We start from the raw sequence: 16,157 nt of genomic DNA, 5'->3' as shown, positions 1-16,157 counted from the left end.
GTATGTTACAAGCGCCAATTAGCTATTTAGCCAGAGATAAGGCCGAAGTCCTTGTACAGATAGCATTGGGTTTTTGCCTGACTACCGTTTATCCGGCACATCGACCAATAAAACCCTTAAGTCAGCAATCGGTCGTATGGTGCTGGTGACGGTGGCTGGTCCTCAATATAGTGTGCATATCGGCAGCAATGCCTTGCGAACTTCTAACAAACCAATGGAGCATGATCATGCAAGAGCAAACACAACAAACCAACTCGCAAACACAAAAACCAGAAAGCACATTCGACGCTGTTACCGCTTTATTGAGCGAATTGTGGACGACTGTCATCGATCTTGCCCGCACCGGTCTGCGTTGGGTGCGCCGCTTGCCTGCGCCGCAATTGCTCACCTTGTCAATTGCATTAGCCATCGTGTTGACCATTTTGCCTTTGGCTCTGGTTTTATTTCTTAGCTTTTTAATGATTAAGCTCTTAATTTTGGTGAGTGTCTTAGCCACCAGAAAAAGTCGTCAACGCGCCACACGTCTTGAGCATTCCCGTTCAGTAGCGGGGAGTCATCCTGATCAGGGCGATCAGAGCGGCGGTGGACAATGAAATCCAATGGAAATAATCGTATTTTGACGATCGTTTTAGACATCGTTGAAACCACAACCGTATTGTGGTGGCGGTTTTTTGATTGGCTGGCGGTGGTGTCCTGGCAGAATCTGGCCATTGTTTGTTTTGCGGTGATGATGGTCGTCGGCCCGATATTGCGGACACCTGAATTAGGCGCGTTTTTTGCCATCAGCTCGGTCGCAATCAAAGTGCTGGCAGGTGGCAAGCGTCAGGCTGATTTAAAAGCGGCCGATGCCACTACCAAGGCCAATGTCGAAGCCTTGGAGCGACGTTTGATGGAAGCGCAGATAGCAACCTTGCAGGCACAGATCGAGCCGCATTTTTTGTTTAATACCTTAGCCCTGATTGGTCAGCTGATAGAAACCGATCCGCTACAGGCCGCACAAATCCACGCCCATCTGATTCAATATCTGCGCTCGGCTTTACCGCAAATGCGCGAGCAGGGCGGTGGCAGATTAGGGCAGCAGGTTGCGCTATCGCGGGCTTACCTCAATATTATGCAAGCCAGGATGCGTGAACGTTTGCAAGTCAATTTCGATGTTCCGGTGCATCTGGCAGACGCTGCTTTCCCGTCGATGATGTTACAAACCCTGGTTGAAAATGCGATCAAACATGGTCTGGAACCGAAGACCGAAGGCGGCATAATCCATGTCAGCGCCGCTGCCGCAGGCAACTATTTGCAAGTCAATGTCAGAGACAGCGGCATTGGCTTTAACGTCCACGCCGATGATGGCATAGGCTTAAGTAATATCCGTGAGCGACTAAAAATTTTATACGGACAAGATGCGCAGCTAATGATTGAGGCACCGATTACCGGTGGAGCGATTGTGAGTATTCGCATACCGTATTCAGGACGTGCTTAAGTCCTATTGAATCAACAAGTACAAAATCTAAATTTGTAGAGTAAATTTTGACAGAATTTTTGTGAATCAAAAAATGACGAATCCAATCTCGCCCCCTTCGACCCCTCTGACACCTCTCACCGCGCTCATCGTGGATGACGAACCTCCGATGCGCGATCAGTTACGCGCCAGATTGCGCGAAGTCTGGCCAGAGTTGCAGATCATTGCCGAGGCGGGCAACGGCATGGCGGCGGTCGAACTGGCGAATTTACACCGCCCGGACATTATTTTTCTCGACATCCGCATGCCGGGACAAAGCGGGATCGAGGCCGCACGTGAACTGGTAGGGCAATCGCATATCGTATTCGTCACTGCCTATGACGAGTATGCGGTGCAGGCGTTTGAACAGGGCGCTTTAGATTATTTACTCAAGCCAGTCGATGCAGACCGATTGCGCGCAACCTGCGAGCGATTGCAGAAGCGCTTGGCCTTGACCGCACAAGCCACACCATCACAAGCGCCGCAAAACCAAACAAAGAATCTTGAACAAAACCAGCAGATCATGGATTTGCTGAGCCAGCTTGCGCAGCAAAAGCAAGCCAAGCGCGACTATCTGCGCTGGATACAAGCTAGCGTCGGCAGCAGCCTGCGCATGATCAGCACGAGGGAGATTTTGTTTTTTCAGTCGGATGAAAAATATACTCGGGTACAAACAGAAACTACCGAAGTGTTGATCCGAAAAACCCTCAAAGAGCTGGAGGATGAACTTGACCCAGATGAGTTCTGGCGCATCCACCGCTCGACCTTAGTACGGGTCGATGCGATTACCGAAGTGACGCGCGATTTCCGCGGACGGCAATTAATCCAACTAAAAAATCATCCAGAAAAACTAGAAGTCAGCCGCAACCATGCGCACCTTTTTCAGCAGATGTAGCGGGGACGGCTGTAACTGCCCGAACTAGTTTGTTGAGGAAAAGAATCTAATTTTTAGACTGTCTACATTGATCGCTATTAAGTGAAAATGTATATACTCCCAATTAATTTTGTGAGACATGTTAGATTGTCCAATCATTATATGGACAGAAAATAAATACTCACTAAGAGTATCTATATTTGCCAAGGACGACAAATTCAAACTGAGGTAGCTAACGTAGAATATTCCGGCGAATCCAGAGAATTGAAAGCTAGCAATAACTACTATCAATTTCATGCGCTGCCATGCTGGAGCAAATGCGGTTAAACCATGGGTTAAGCCAACGCATACCTTGCTTGAATTTTATCGGTTAGAGACGATTTAACCTCTAACCACTCGTCATTCGTGATGCTGTAGAAAGCAGTATTTCTTGGCTTACCATTAGGCTCAACTTTGTCCTTTCTTTGAATACCTTCGAAAATGGCGCCAATTTTTTCCAGAGCTTTGCGCGATCTGGTGTTATCAGCCTTTGCCCTGAACTGGACTCGATTCGCCAAAAGATGCTCAAAACAATACTGAAGCAATAGAAACTTGCACTCCAAGTTAACGCCTGTTCCCCAATATGCGGTATCAATCCAAGTGATGCCGATCTCTAGTTTTTTATCCAGCGAGTGGATTTCTAGGAGCCTCGTCGTTCCGATGATTCGCGAATCAATCAAATCAACGATCAAAAATGGATATGCTTTGCCAGCGTTACGATCACTTAGTGCTGCATTGAAGTTCGGATAAAAAATCTCTGGATTCGAGTAATCAACCGACGTTTGCTTCCAAATTTCCGGGTTGCAGGCAACTTTAAAAAGTTCGTCAAGTTGATCTGCTTCAAGAGGGCAAAGCTCCACCTTTTCACCGCGTAGATGAACGGGGTGTTGTATCCATGTGTTGGTCAAAGTGCTTATCCTCTGGTTTAACGTGATTTAATTTTCATTTTGCAATAATAATCGATGGGATAAAAATGAGCAGTTTGTTCTGCTTCTTTTGAAATATTTATGAACACCTGCGTCGTAAGCCTTACAGCAAAGTAGGTTATCGCTCGCCGAAAGTTAGGCTTATCTGACGAGAAAATCGTGAAGATGCCAGACGTGCGAACAAAGAGAAATTATCTGATGACTCGGCGTAAGTGCGATTATGCTGCGCTAATCGCACTTACGCGGGCTGGATTGAATTGTTAGCCCCCATGTACGTGACGAACATACTGCTGATAGGCAGGAAGTGCAATGGCGGCCAAGATTCCGATGACGGCAGTGCCGATAATTATTGCCAGTGCCCAAACAGACCACTTTTTCTGGACACGATTAAAGTGCTCTAGGCTATCCCGGCGTTTATTTTTCCATGCAAGCTCTCCCCCTCTAAAACCAAGATAAAAGCTAGCAATGAAGCCAATATATGGGACAAGACAAAGAAGGCTAATTCATGTTTTGTTGAAAATTGCCCAGATCCAATTGAGGAAGAAAGCCCCCCAACTCCAACCTTTGACGCCATACGGTGGCACTACTCCACGACCTTGGCCAGAGTTGTTTTCTTCGGATGGAGGAAGTTCTAAATTTGCTAACGGAGGTGTATATGGATTTTGCATATATTGATAACGGTGTTGTTAGTTGAAAGCGCTAACGTGATTTAATTTGAATTTTGCAATAATAACTGACGGAATAAAAATCGCAAGCTTGCGCTAAATCTCTTGAAATGTGCATGAACATGAGCTGCCTTTGCTTAAATATGTCAAATAAACTGTATGACTAAATGGACAAAAAAATCAAACCTGCAAAAGAACGCCTACTCGACTAATTGTGCGATTTGCGCCGTCGTCTAATCTAGCAACTCAGCATGTCAAAGGCACGCTCGTCGCTCTTCTACTGGAAAATCTGGGTTGACGTGGGGTTTCTGGCGCAAGCAAACAAATCCGCCAAGATAAGATGAAATGCTTGGCAGGATTTGTTACCATGCAGCTATCCCCATATCTGATCGGTGCTGCGATGTCACTTCGTTCCTCTCTTTGCCTCGGCGTTTGCTCTTTGACTTTGCTGGCGGGTTGCGATCGCCTTGGGCTGCCTGATCCCGCTAAAGAGGCCGCCGCCAAAGAGGCCGATGGCCGTGCCACTGGCGGCGCATGTCGTCATTCTGGCCGCGCGCTGGAAGATTGTTATGTGCTTAATCCCGAGGCTTCCAGGTCTGCTGTGTATGCCGGTTGGAAAGAGATGAGCGACTACATGCGCGAGAATAAAATTGAGACCGTCAAGCCGGAGATAACAGATGCAGAGGCGCATGCCAAGATGGATGCGAGTGCAAGTGCTTCGGCTAGCGCGTCTTCCGCCAGCGCATCGGCATCGGACAGTGCTAGCGAAAGTGCTAGTGCCAAAGGCAAATCCGCCAAGCATTAAGTGGTGGCCGGTGGAGTAAACCTGATTTGCCGCCACTGCATGATTGCGGGCGATGCATCAAAATATTTATCTACGTAAAATAGATACTCCTATACAGTATTTTAATGTGTCCATATAATCATTGGTCAGTAAGGCGATTTCTGTAAAATAAGGGGGGAGTATATAAAATTCACCCCATGAATCATGACCAAGGATGTAGTCAAACCAGCCGTGCCCTGATCCGCGAAAAGGAAATCCCATGCATCCGAATGCCCAATTAATCACCCAGTTTTATACCGCCTTCCAGCGTCTGGATGCCGAAGCGATGGCGGCTTGCTACGCCGCTGACGTGATTTTTTCTGATCCGGTTTTTCCTTCTTTGCAGGGTGCAGAGGCGGCGGATATGTGGCGCATGCTGACTAGCAAAGCGCAGAATTTTTCTGTCGTGTTTGACGGTATCTCAGCCGACGATCAGCGCGGGCAGGCGCATTGGGTGGCAACTTATACGTTCTCGCAAACTGGTAACACAGTGATCAATGATATTCATGCCAGCTTTGCTTTCCGCGATGGCAAAATCGTACAGCACACGGATCAGTTTGATTTATGGAAATGGTCGCGCCAGGCTTTGGGTTTGAAAGGCTGGTTACTGGGCTGGACGCCGCTGGTGAAAAATGCCGTGCAAGCCCAAGCTTCCAAAGGCTTGGCGATTTTCCGTGGCAAGCGCAGCTAATTGAGCTGAACTAGTGTAGATATCTGGCAGCCCGGTTTGTCGGCGTAGAAGTCAGGACTTACGCAAAACCGTCCCAATTGCGTAAGTCCTAAGAAGTTTGTTTTTCAAACCGGCTTGCCTGAGACGCTATTCCGTGACGTCAGCTTTGTGAGATTTTTGGTAAATGATTTTTTTACGTCCGCCGTCACAGCTTGCGACTACCCGGTTTTTGGTTTCTGTATCTGCACTGACTACTTGCAGCCTATAGTTTTTAACCCCTTTCCCCTCCAGCTTTGCTTCAATCTTTTCTTTGATTTCTGCACAAGGTTTGATGGCTGCCATGCCAGAGGTAGAAACCAACATCAGGCTGCTTGCTAAGATAAGTTTTTTCATTGAACACGCTCCTTGTCATTGTCAGGATTTGGGCAACATCGTCTTAGTCATGTTGCGCAAGCTCCATGCGGATGGATCTGTGATTTTAACTCTTGCCCTCAGTGCAACAATGGCACATAAATCTGGCTGCGACAATCACTTGTGATTATTTATGATTATTCATGATACTTTGATGGTAAAAACGTATCATTTCTACCTATTAGGATTTTGTGACAGTCCAGCCTGCTTCCAACTTTTCTAAAAAATGAGAGCTCGCTTGATACCGATAAGTGACGGGTGCTTGATGTGCAGTTGATGTGCCGGCGACAGTCCGTTGATACTCATTATTATCGGTTCATCCACTGTTTTTACTATTCATGCTGACTATCCAATCTGAATCCGCATGAGTCGGTGTACGATAGCGAAAGTCGATGATAAATTTTTGTGCTGCCAGGATAAAACCATTCGAATGAAAAGTAACGGAAAACAGACCAGTCGTTTGGCTGCCGCACTTGGCATTTTTCTGGTGCTGACGATCATCGTTTCTGCCGTTGCCTCCATCTGGGTATTGCGCGGTCAAGAGGTTGAAAAATGGCAAAAGCAGACCGAGGCATTCAGCCTGATGCTGGCCGAAAATACGGCCCAGCAAATGGGCACTGCCTACCTCGCTTTAGATAATGTGGTGGAGCGAATACAGGATCGCTGGACTATCGATTCTGCGTATTTAAATACCCATGTCAACACGCTGGAGTTTCATCAGGTATTGGCTGAAAAAAAGAAGTTATCGCCGCAGATCGATGTGATTTTTATACTTGATGCTGATGGTAATTTGATTGCCAATTCACGTAGTTTCCCCTCCGTTGCACTCAACGGTGCCGACCGCGATTATTTTGTCGCACAAAAAAATGACGCTAGCCTTAAAGAGTACGTCAGTACCTCCACACGCAATAAAGCCACTGGTCAATGGACATTTTTTATCAGCCGTCGCTTAACGGGCAGCGATGGCGAGTTTATTGGTATCGCTGCTATTGGTGTGTCGCCCTCCTTTTATTCCAGTTTTTACGAAAAAATTAGTATTGGTGGTCGTGCCGCGGTGACTTTGTTCCGGGATGATTTTACCTTTCTGACACGTTGGCCAGAGCGTGATGATCTGATGGGTAAGCGCAGCCTGACGGGTAGCACCTACCAGTTAGTACATGATCAGAAAAAGAAATCCGGTGTGATCATTACCAATACTGAACGAATGGCAGACGGTGGAAAGCCGCTGATGCGTATGGCGGCGATCCAGACACTGGATAAATATCCTTTGATCATTAATTTTTCGATTGAAGAAGAGCTTTATCTTACTGACTGGCGCCGTACCAGCGGCGTGATTGTTGCCGTAGCTTTGGGCGGTGTGATCGCGGTCATCATGGCGTTTACTTTATTGCTTAGTTTGTTAAAACGGCGCGAAATTGATTTAGAAATTACTAAAGAATTAAAGCGTCAGGCCGAAGTGATCAACCGTAATCAAGCGACTTTATTACAAGATCTGACGCAGCAAAAACGCGAGTTAAAAGAGTCGTCTGACCGGTTTCTGGCGGTATTTCAAAACGCAGCCGATGGCATCATCATGGTCGATGAGAACGGTAATATTGAAACCTCCAATCCAGCTGCTTTAGCGATGTATGGGTATGATCCTGAAGATGTCGTTGGCAAGCACGGAGAGTTTTTTACCCCGCCCGACAGTAAAGACTTGATGGCGCTGGCGATGAGTTATCCCGAGTTTGTGAGCTCAGGGATGATTTATCTGGAGGCCGAGCGCATGCGCAAAGATGGCAGCTTATTCCCCGCTGAATTATCGATCAGCCGCTACCAGATATCAGGACATCGCAAACTGATCGTCATCGTGCGTGACATCAGCGAGCGACGCAAGATGGAGAAGATGAAGAGTGAATTTATCTCTACCGTCAGCCATGAGTTGCGCACACCGTTAACCTCGATACGCGGCTCGTTAAGTTTGCTGCTAGGCGGCGTGGTTGGTGCCATTCCAGAAAAAGCGCAGATGCTGATTACGATTGCACATAAAAATAGCGAGAGCCTGACGCGCTTAATTAATGATTTATTAGATAGCCAAAAAATCGAAGCGGGCAAAATGGATTTCTCTTTCCAGACCTTGCCATTACGTGACTTATTAATCAGCGCGGTACAAACTAACCAGGCATTTGCTCAAAACTTGGGCGTGCGGATTGCGCTGAGCGAAGAGATTCCGGCGGTATCGGTCAATGTAGACGAGGGGCGGTTTCAGCAAGTGATGGCCAATTTGCTGTCAAACGCCTGTAAATATTCTCCTAAGGGTGCGGATGTACAACTCTTGGTGAAGTTATCTGGGGTGAATAAAGTGCGGGTAGAAGTGATCGATCAGGGTAGCGGTATTCCTGAAGATTTCCGCGAGCGGATTTTTCAAAAATTCTCGCAGGCAGATTCTTCTGACACCCGCGCCAAAGGTGGCACGGGACTGGGGTTGGCGATCACCCAGGCGATCATGCATCAAATGCATGGCGAGATCGGATATGAAGGCCAGCACGCAGAAGCGGGGACATGTTTTTATATTGAATTGCCGATCTCGTCCTTGGCTTTGCCATCGCCCATGTCACCTTCGTCAAACTCACCACCAACTGCCGATCCAGCATCAGACTAAACCAATATTACGTGCTTTGACTCCGGCAAATACGTGGTCCAACTGGCTGGCATTCAGGCCGTAAATACCCGCAAATAATCCGCCCAATACGGCGCGATATTCATTCAATACGGGGTAATCGCGGTTTTGGAATAATTTGGGTTGTTCCAGCTGAATTTGCTCACCGGCGACCTGGCCACCTTTGATACCGCCACCTAAAACCCAGTACACACTGCCATGCCCATGATCGGTGCCGCGCTTGCCGTTTTCGCGGAAAGTACGACCAAATTCACTTAGCACCACCACCGTCGTATTGCGCCAGGCGTCGCCCATTTCTTGCTGATATGCGACCAGTCCGCGTCCCAGTTCATCAAATTTACTGGCTAATGTGCCGCTGGCACCGCCTTGATTGACGTGGGTATCCCAACCACCGACATCGACAAAGCCGAGCGCATATTTTTCTCGCATCATTTTGGCGATGCGTCTTGCTTCCAGTTCGAAGCCCTTGGTCGAGATCGCATTGCGGTTAGCTGAATTCATCTCTTCTTGCATCTCGCGCGAGACTTCTTCGCGCACCGCAAAGCCTTCGGTGACTTGCTGCGCCAGACCGGTCTGGCTATACATTTGCGTAATGATTTTACTCTGGCGATTATCCACATTGGATTTGCCAGGCGACCTTAGTGACGTGTTGGCAATACGCGCCTTGCCTTGCATGACGATCGGTAATTGATCGGTAAATGACATGGCTGGCGTACCATTCAACACATCCGCCAGACGATTTAAAAAACCCGAATGAAAATTACGTGTACCAACCAAAGGCTGCCCCAGTTCTATGCTGTCCTGGGTTTCAAAATGACTACGCGAAAGATCGTCCGTACCCGCAAATGGGATAAAGGCAGCTTCTCCTTTTTGATATAAGGGATAAATACTGTCGCGCAAAGCGGGGTGCAAGCCCCAGTCCGCATTCAGTTCCAATGCGGCATTCAGGTCTGCAGTGGCACCGGGGTTATTTCCACTCATCGGGCGGGCGATAGCGATATTGGGACGCGCCTCGTAATAAAAATTACTCGACGTCGGGATCAGTAAATTACTGGCATCGTATCCCCCACGCAAAAATACAATCAGTAATCGATTTTGGGTCGCTGGTGCGGCAAACAGGCTGCTGCTGATACTGGTGGCAGACAGTGCGGCAAATGCTTTGAGTAGATCACGACGGTTCATGATAATTCCTTTTTACTGGTGTGCTGATATTGGTCTGCTAAGTCATTGGACTGCGCGGCTAACCAATTTTTGGGCTATCGTTTAGTGAAACTGGGTAGCAAATCATCGACGCATCATCTCTGGCGACGCCAGAAAAAACGCGTTCCATTCTTGTGGCGAATTAGCCTGCATCAGTGCTTGTTGGGTTCCCACGCTGAAGCTATTCGCCCAATTTTTGACATAAGGCGAGTTAACTAAGGCTGGTTGCGGTGGGCGTGGCGGTGCTGGCTGGTTATCTATTTTGAATAAGCCAGGATTATTGTTTGCCAGCGATTTTGCGACATCAAAACGCATCGCCATTTGCCCAGCGCTGGCCCAGGCACTTTCTTGCATGGAATAGCCATCGGGGGTTTGCCTACCATTAGTCTGTTGCCCCAGCATATTGAGCCAATTCAGCATCGGGCCGGTGTTCATGATGGGATTGCCGTCGTAAGCCAGACGTATTGAAGAGACGACATAATGCATAGGATCTTTAAACTTATTGCCCAGCGAGGCGATAAATTCTGGCGACTCAAACATGCTGCGCAAGACCGCTGGAATATTGCCATCAGTCTGTAAAAACCGTTGTGCCATTTTGGATACCAGCGCATCGGACGGTGTATCAGAGACAAAATAAATCGCAAGTTTGCGGCTGATAAATTGCGCCGTTGCAGGCTGGCGACTGAGCAAGGTGATGACTTCATCCAACTCTGGCAGGCCGCGACCATGTACGACTTTGTTGAGTATTTTTTTATCGCCAAAATCGTGGCGCTGTGGATTGAATTCAAAAATACCGTTGCGTACATATAGTCGTTGCAGTTCGGCTTTCATCTTGGGCGTGTCGGGATTTTGGTTGACCCCAAAACCAGTCAGCACTCGCGCAAGTTCTTGCACATCGCCTTGGGAGTAGCCGCTGCCGACACCCATGGTGTGTAGTTCCATCAATTCTCTGGCATAGTTTTCGTTGATACGATTGACCGCATTTTGGTCATTATCAAGATAACGCAACATCGCCGGATGCAATACCGTGGCGCGTAATAAATCATGGAAATTGCCCAAAGCATTGGGGCGAATCGCACGTTCTTCAAAGTCGCCCAACAAGGCGCGTTCGTTGGCTTTGCCGTTATGAATATTAAAATGATTCATCCAAAACCAGCTCATCTGTTCTTGCAATTGGTTTTGTGAATACACTGCGCGCAATAGTGATCTGGTTGCGGCCTCTTTCGCCAGACGGGATAATTCTTGTTGGTAATCTTTGCCCAGCGTGTCGTCAATACCCTTTTGTTTTTCTGCGGTGATACGACGGGTTTCCAGATCTTGCATTAACTGGTCAAAAGGCCGCTGGGTAATCGTCATACTATCAATTTGTGCCTGTATTGCCGGCGGCAAGATGGCAACACGGCCGCGCAATTGTTGCTCAAGGTAACGATCCATGCCCGCCGCACGCAATTCTTGTGAGGACGACGCATTGGCGCCCCAGGTAATCCGGTTGAGTAGTTTGTCTGCGTCTACGTGTGCGGCTTCCAGCACATGACTTACGGGGGCGTTACTAACTTGCGTGGTTTGGTTTTGCGGCGTATTCGCGCAGCTTGCCAGTAATAATAGTGAGCCTAAGCCGGCGATGTTGGTGATGTTAGCGAGCTTGATCCCGCAGCGCGCCAGAGTGAGAGAATTGGTTGTCATGATCGACCTTCGTAAATCGATAATCAGATGAAATTTAACTGATGTGAAATTGCTACCCGCCCGCTTTGCAGTATTTGCATCTGGTATAGAAAGCGACTTTGCCGTCTAGTTACAACGCAGCACAAGGAAAAAAGTTATCATGGTTTTTTCGCTGAATCTGCAAATTTAGTAACAGGCTGTAACTCGGCTGCAACTCGGCTGTAACTCAGTTGTGGCTAAGCTAGGGCGGTTTGCGTAAGTCCTGATGACGCAACATAGCAGCCGTCAGTTGATCTTTTAATCTTGTCTGGAGTCGCCATGTCAGGTCTGATGAAGTCCCGGAAAAAGCTTTTTTTAGTCGTAAGCATATGCGTTAGCGCTCTGTTATCTCTGTCGTCGGTCTCGTCTTTATCTTTGGCAGCGCCCAATACCGCATCTGATCCAGCCCTAAATCCCGGGCTTGAGGCCGCAGTCAGCAAATTAGAGGCCGACGGATTTAAGGGCTTGGTATTAGCTGCGCACGGCGATCAGGTCTTGTTAGAGAAAGTCGTCGGCGAGCCGCAAACCGGGCAGCCTGCTTTGAGCAAAGACAGCGTGTTTCGATACGCCTCAATTACCAAGTTATTCACCTCGGTCATGGTGATGCAGCAGGTGGATGCCGGTAAGCTGGCGTTGGATATGCCGCTGGGCAAATTCTGGCCGGATTTCCCTAATGAGGCAGCGCGGGCAATCACCCTCCGGCAGTTGATGTTGCATATGTCTGGCTTGGCTAATCCAGATAAGTTACCGCAGTTTTATTTCGCCCGCACACCAGCATCCGGTGACATGCAGCTAAACGCCACAACAGTCTGCGCCGCCCCTTTGCAGCGCGCGCCAGGTGAAGCATTTGATTACAATAATTGCGATTTCATCGTCTTAGGTGCGCTGCTAGAAAAAGTTACTGGCATCAAATATCAAAAGTTATTGCAGCAAAAGATATTCAATCCCGCCAAAATGACCCATTCCGGTATGTACAGTCCGCCAAATTACGACGATCTAAGCCATGTGCATGGCATCGTCAGCGGCAATCCAGAAATCCCAATCAACTTTGCCAGCTACGGTGCCGCGGGAGCGACTTTTGGGACCTTGCGGGATTTATTGGCTTTTGATCAGGCCTTTAGCCGGGGCAGGTTGTTGTCCCCAGCCAGCCGCGCTGAGATGGTGAAACCGAATGCCGTTGGCGGTGCATTGGGCGTCTGGTCTTATCCATTTTCTGCCAAGGCGGATAAACCCGCCAGCATGATCGTCGAGCGCCAAGGCTGGATAGGCGGTATCCGCACACTCAATTTGGTGGACATCAAAAACGAAGCTTATCTGATCATGATCAGCACCAACGGCGATGTCGATTTAAGCCAGACCTGGGCCAACAAAGGTCCGGCTGCAGGGCTGTTGCAGGCGACTTTACTGGCGATTCCATAATTGAGTAAAAGTAGAATAGATCAATATACTCCCCTTATTTTTATTTGAAATCGGCTTATTGTCCAAATTTTATATGGATAATATAAATATACCTACTGGGAGTATATTTTGTTTCATAGAGATTTATTGATTGATTTTGATGAAAAACCAGATTGCAAGGGACACACCGATGAAGCGATTACTCCTAATTTTGTCACTCTTTTTCGCAGGTAATGCCTGTTGCCAAACCAGTGAGCCAGCTCCGCAGCCGACTCCTCCGCTAACTCAAAAGCTTGCGGCTAAGTTATCAACTGAGTTAGCAACGAAGTTAGCAATGAAGTTAGCAACCCCAGACTATGTATTAATGATGCGCCATACCAGAGCGCCCGGCGTTGGTGATCCCGCCAATTTCAAGCTGGGCGATTGTAAGACGCAAAGAAACCTCAGCGATGAAGGCATCACCCAGGCAAAACGAATTGGTCAGTGGTTAAAACAGCAGGGCATACAAACCGCAGCGGTGTATGCGAGTCCTTGGTGCCGGACGAGCGATACGGCGCGTCTCTTGGGTTTTGGACCAGTCACGCCAGAAAACGCGCTGGCATCGACTTTTGAAGAGAAGAATAGTGCGACCTTAGCGCCCAGTGATTTACCGACGTTTATTCAAAGCGCGATCAAAACCAAAGGCTCAAAAGCACTGATTTTAGTCACGCATCAAGTCAATATCTCGGCGTATTCTGGGGTAGATACCGCCGCCGGTGAGATGGTATTAATCAAGCTGGATCAAAGCGGGAAAATGCTGTCCCGCGAGGTTTATCCGAGACCTGATTAAGCGCTCCAGCTTAAATATCATCTAAGATGTCAGCGCCAGCGTTGTCATCCATGCTGCTGATATCGTCAATTCCACTGGCATCGGCCAAACTGTTGCTGTCATGGTTGCTGCTATTGCTGCTATTGCTGTTATCGGCAGCAGTTTTATCTTCACTAGAGGAATTCGGGATGAAACCGCTGTCAGCATTACTGAGGCTGGCTGCCGGGTTGGTTTCTCGATTCGTTCCGGCATTCATTCCGTGATGGTTGCCAACTAAATTCTCTATTCCCTGAAACAAAAATGCGCCTGCTGCGACACCAGCAGCAGTTGCCGCAACGGTGCCCAGCATATTGCCGGCGTTGCCGCCGAAGAAGCCAGAGCTTGGCGCAGATGCCATCTGGTTCGTAAATGCGGGTGCCAGAGCTGGCGCGGTCGGGTTTGCCAACGGCGTCCCGTTTGTTGCGCTGGTCGCATTGATGGAGGAAGCTGCCGACGGTGAGCTGATTGGTGCGTTGATTGGCGGACTACTGACGCTGTTGCCCCAAGCCGTATTGGTGGCTTGCAAAAATCCACTGGCAGTATTGCCACGCGTGGCTTTGAGTTCCGCGTTTTCCGCTTGTAACTGTGCGATCTGACTTTGCGCGTTGGACACCGCTTGTTCTAACAACAAGCTACGTTGCACCAACAAATAAGCCGCATCCGGCTGGCGTGCGATGGCATCGGCAATCATGCTTTGTGCCTGCTGATCCTTATTCAAGGCCTGGGTTTGCACCAGTTGCGTTAAAAAAGTTTGCAATAATTGAATTTCGCTGGGGGACATGGATTGCTCCTTGGAGAGGTGTGCGCAGAGTAATAGAGTAAATGCGGTGCATACAATGAAACTTATCTTGCTGCGAATGGGCGCATTTCAAGGGATAAGCCTGAATTCACTGTTTCCAGCCGGTTCTTAATTCGCTCCCAACGTTCTTCAGCGCTCTTTTAATGCTCTGCGATACTGGATCGCCTCAGCAACATGTGGCTGACCTATTTGCGCAATATTGGCAAGATCGGCAATCGTGCGCGCTACTTTCAGCACCCGATGGTAGGCCCGTGCTGACCAGTTGAGTTTGATCATGGCATTTCGCAAAAGCTCCTCGGCAGCTTGGTCGGGCTGACAATACTGATCAATCTCTGTCGTCGATAAATGGTTATTGGTTTTACCTTGGCGCGCGATTTGCCGCTCAAAAGCCGCCTCAACCCGCGCATGAATTGCGGCAGTCGTTTCGCCGTCCGCTTGTTTCAATAAATCCTGATGCGGCAATGCGCCGACCTGGATTTGCATGTCAATACGATCCAGCAAAGGACCAGAAATTTTGTCCTGATAACGAGCGATATTGTCCGGTGTGCAGCGGCATTTGCCATTGGTATGTCCAAAATAGCCACATGGACAGGGGTTCATTGCAGCGATGAGTTGGAACTTAGCCGGAAAATCCGCTTGCCGCGCCGCTCGCGAAATCGTAATGTGACCAGACTCCAGCGGCTCACGCAAGACTTCTAAAACACGACGGTCAAATTCAGGCAGCTCATCTAAAAACAATACACCGCGATGAGCGAGCGAGATTTCTCCGGGGCGCGGGACACTACCTCCGCCAACCAGTGCAACCCCAGACGCTGTGTGATGCGGCGACCTAAAAGGGCGGTTCTTCCATTTAGACACCGAGAAGCCGCTCGTCAAGGATTGCACCGCGGCAGATTCCAATGCTTCCTGATCTGTCATGCTTGGCAAAATCCCCGGGAAGCGCGCCGCCAACATAGATTTTCCGGTACCGGGCGGCCCCACCATCAAAACACTATGCATGCCTGCTGCCGCAACTTCTAAAGCGCGCTTGGCTTGCAGTTGCCCTTTCACTTCCATAAAGTCGGGATAAGGCTGACGTTGCGTAACCGTAGTCACCTGATGCGGCTTGAGCTTCGCCGCTGCATCAAAACCGGCGAAGTGGGCGCACACCTGTAGTAGCGAATCCGCCGGATAGATGGTGGCGTCTTTGACCAGTGCGGCCTCATCCGCATTAGCGCGAGGCAAAATAAAAGCGCGTGGATTTTGGGTGTTTTTACAAATCGCAAATGTCATCGCCAGCGCGCCACGGATAGGGCGCAACTCACCAGATAGCGATAATTCCCCTGCAAATTCGTACTGATCTAAAGCGTCCCCCGGGATTTGACCAGACGCCGCCAAAATACCTAGGGCAATCGGCAAATCAAACCGGCCAGATTCTTTAGGCAAATCTGCGGGTGCCAGATTGACCGTAATCCTTTTGGTAGGGAAATCGAACCGCGCATTTTGTAAAGCCGCTCTGACACGATCTTTAGATTCTTTGACCTCAGTTTCGGGCAGACCAACAATCGTGAACGCGGGAAGACCATTTGCCAGATGCACCTCCACAGTGACCTCTGGTGCCTCCATCCCGGTAAGGGCACGGCTTTTTAGTACGGCGAGTGACATTATTGT

General features: G+C 48.8%; 14 protein-coding genes. 8 read left to right on the top strand and 6 right to left on the bottom strand.

Annotation, left to right across the window (positions count from 1 at the left end; translation table 11 throughout):
• Positions 1–227 precede the first annotated feature (227 nt).
• The 3 genes from RGU72_RS14225 to RGU72_RS14215 all read left to right on the top strand — a co-directional run bounded on the left by RGU72_RS14225 (position 228) and on the right by RGU72_RS14215 (position 2,390).
• Positions 228–593 (top strand): hypothetical protein, encoded by a 366-nt coding sequence (locus RGU72_RS14225; protein WP_322120349.1) that lies wholly within the window; start codon positions 228–230, stop codon positions 591–593.
• Positions 590–1,477 carry a sensor histidine kinase gene (locus RGU72_RS14220; RefSeq protein WP_322120348.1) on the top strand — a complete coding sequence of 296 codons (888 nt, stop codon included), beginning with the start codon at positions 590–592 and terminating at the stop codon, positions 1,475–1,477. The genes RGU72_RS14225 and RGU72_RS14220 overlap by 4 nt, the downstream gene beginning before the upstream one ends.
• Positions 1,478–1,550: 73 nt before the next feature.
• Positions 1,551–2,390, top strand: a complete 840-nt coding sequence (locus RGU72_RS14215; protein ID WP_322120347.1) for a LytTR family DNA-binding domain-containing protein — start codon at positions 1,551–1,553, stop codon at positions 2,388–2,390.
• A gap of 314 nt (positions 2,391–2,704) precedes the next feature.
• On the opposite strand, the gene RGU72_RS14210 is transcribed toward RGU72_RS14215, so the two are convergent.
• Positions 2,705–3,316 (bottom strand): GNAT family N-acetyltransferase, encoded by a 612-nt coding sequence (locus RGU72_RS14210; RefSeq protein WP_322120346.1) that lies wholly within the window; start codon positions 3,314–3,316, stop codon positions 2,705–2,707.
• Positions 3,317–4,366: 1,050 nt separating this feature from the next.
• On the opposite strand from RGU72_RS14210, the gene RGU72_RS14205 reads away from it, so the two are divergent.
• Positions 4,367–4,804, top strand: coding sequence for a hypothetical protein (locus RGU72_RS14205; protein WP_322120345.1), 438 nt, complete (start codon positions 4,367–4,369; stop codon positions 4,802–4,804).
• Positions 4,805–5,042: 238 nt separating this feature from the next.
• Positions 5,043–5,513, top strand: coding sequence for a nuclear transport factor 2 family protein (locus RGU72_RS14200; protein ID WP_322120344.1), 471 nt, complete (start codon positions 5,043–5,045; stop codon positions 5,511–5,513).
• A gap of 126 nt (positions 5,514–5,639) precedes the next feature.
• Here the strand turns inward: RGU72_RS14200 and RGU72_RS14195 are convergent, their stop codons facing one another.
• Positions 5,640–5,885, bottom strand: a complete 246-nt coding sequence (locus RGU72_RS14195; RefSeq protein WP_322120343.1) for a DUF1161 domain-containing protein — start codon at positions 5,883–5,885, stop codon at positions 5,640–5,642.
• Between the two features lie 448 nt (positions 5,886–6,333).
• Between RGU72_RS14195 and RGU72_RS14190 the strand changes: the two genes are divergently transcribed.
• Positions 6,334–8,544, top strand: coding sequence for an ATP-binding protein (locus RGU72_RS14190; protein ID WP_322120342.1), 2,211 nt, complete (start codon positions 6,334–6,336; stop codon positions 8,542–8,544).
• Here the strand turns inward: RGU72_RS14190 and RGU72_RS14185 are convergent.
• Positions 8,536–9,744 (bottom strand): DUF1501 domain-containing protein, encoded by a 1,209-nt coding sequence (locus RGU72_RS14185; RefSeq protein ID WP_322120341.1) that lies wholly within the window; start codon positions 9,742–9,744, stop codon positions 8,536–8,538. The genes RGU72_RS14190 and RGU72_RS14185 overlap by 9 nt on opposite strands.
• A 102-nt stretch (positions 9,745–9,846) precedes the next feature.
• Complete coding sequence (locus RGU72_RS14180; protein ID WP_322120340.1) at positions 9,847–11,445, bottom strand: DUF1800 domain-containing protein; 1,599 nt, start codon at positions 11,443–11,445, stop codon at positions 9,847–9,849.
• A 297-nt stretch (positions 11,446–11,742) separates the two neighbouring features.
• Between RGU72_RS14180 and RGU72_RS14175 the strand changes: the two genes are divergently transcribed.
• Positions 11,743–12,882, top strand: coding sequence for a serine hydrolase domain-containing protein (locus tag RGU72_RS14175; RefSeq protein ID WP_322120339.1), 1,140 nt, complete (start codon positions 11,743–11,745; stop codon positions 12,880–12,882).
• Between the two features lie 169 nt (positions 12,883–13,051).
• Positions 13,052–13,690 (top strand): histidine phosphatase family protein, encoded by a 639-nt coding sequence (locus RGU72_RS14170; RefSeq protein WP_322120338.1) that lies wholly within the window; start codon positions 13,052–13,054, stop codon positions 13,688–13,690.
• A gap of 10 nt (positions 13,691–13,700) precedes the next feature.
• Here RGU72_RS14170 and RGU72_RS14165 read toward each other — a convergent pair whose 3' ends face one another.
• A complete protein-coding gene (locus RGU72_RS14165) occupies positions 13,701–14,489 on the bottom strand; it encodes a DUF2076 domain-containing protein (RefSeq protein ID WP_322120337.1) in 789 nt (262 codons plus the stop codon).
• A gap of 147 nt (positions 14,490–14,636) precedes the next feature.
• Entirely contained in the window at positions 14,637–16,151 is a 1,515-nt protein-coding gene (locus tag RGU72_RS14160) for a YifB family Mg chelatase-like AAA ATPase (protein ID WP_322120336.1), read from the bottom strand.
• Positions 16,152–16,157 lie beyond the last annotated feature (6 nt).

It is taken from the genome of Undibacterium sp. 5I1, from assembly GCF_034314085.1.
GTDB lineage: Bacteria > Pseudomonadota > Gammaproteobacteria > Burkholderiales > Burkholderiaceae_D > Undibacterium.
Note: the sequence above shows the minus strand (reverse complement) of the source record. Positions and strands in the feature narration are given on the sequence as shown.

Excerpts from the sequence above, each read along its gene's own strand:
- RGU72_RS14225 (WP_322120349.1), top strand. The coding sequence starts at position 228 with ATGCAAGAGCAAACACAACAAACCAACTCGCAAACACAAAAACCAGAA.
- RGU72_RS14220 (WP_322120348.1), top strand. The coding sequence starts at position 590 with ATGAAATCCAATGGAAATAATCGTATTTTGACGATCGTTTTAGACATC.
- RGU72_RS14215 (WP_322120347.1), top strand. The coding sequence starts at position 1,551 with ATGACGAATCCAATCTCGCCCCCTTCGACCCCTCTGACACCTCTCACC.
- RGU72_RS14205 (WP_322120345.1), top strand. The coding sequence starts at position 4,367 with ATGCAGCTATCCCCATATCTGATCGGTGCTGCGATGTCACTTCGTTCC.
- RGU72_RS14200 (WP_322120344.1), top strand. The coding sequence starts at position 5,043 with ATGCATCCGAATGCCCAATTAATCACCCAGTTTTATACCGCCTTCCAG.
- RGU72_RS14195 (WP_322120343.1), bottom strand. The coding sequence starts at position 5,885 with ATGAAAAAACTTATCTTAGCAAGCAGCCTGATGTTGGTTTCTACCTCT.
- RGU72_RS14190 (WP_322120342.1), top strand. The coding sequence starts at position 6,334 with ATGAAAAGTAACGGAAAACAGACCAGTCGTTTGGCTGCCGCACTTGGC.
- RGU72_RS14185 (WP_322120341.1), bottom strand. The coding sequence starts at position 9,744 with ATGAACCGTCGTGATCTACTCAAAGCATTTGCCGCACTGTCTGCCACC.
- RGU72_RS14180 (WP_322120340.1), bottom strand. The coding sequence starts at position 11,445 with ATGACAACCAATTCTCTCACTCTGGCGCGCTGCGGGATCAAGCTCGCT.
- RGU72_RS14175 (WP_322120339.1), top strand. The coding sequence starts at position 11,743 with ATGTCAGGTCTGATGAAGTCCCGGAAAAAGCTTTTTTTAGTCGTAAGC.
- RGU72_RS14170 (WP_322120338.1), top strand. The coding sequence starts at position 13,052 with ATGAAGCGATTACTCCTAATTTTGTCACTCTTTTTCGCAGGTAATGCC.
- RGU72_RS14165 (WP_322120337.1), bottom strand. The coding sequence starts at position 14,489 with ATGTCCCCCAGCGAAATTCAATTATTGCAAACTTTTTTAACGCAACTG.
- RGU72_RS14160 (WP_322120336.1), bottom strand. The coding sequence starts at position 16,151 with ATGTCACTCGCCGTACTAAAAAGCCGTGCCCTTACCGGGATGGAGGCA.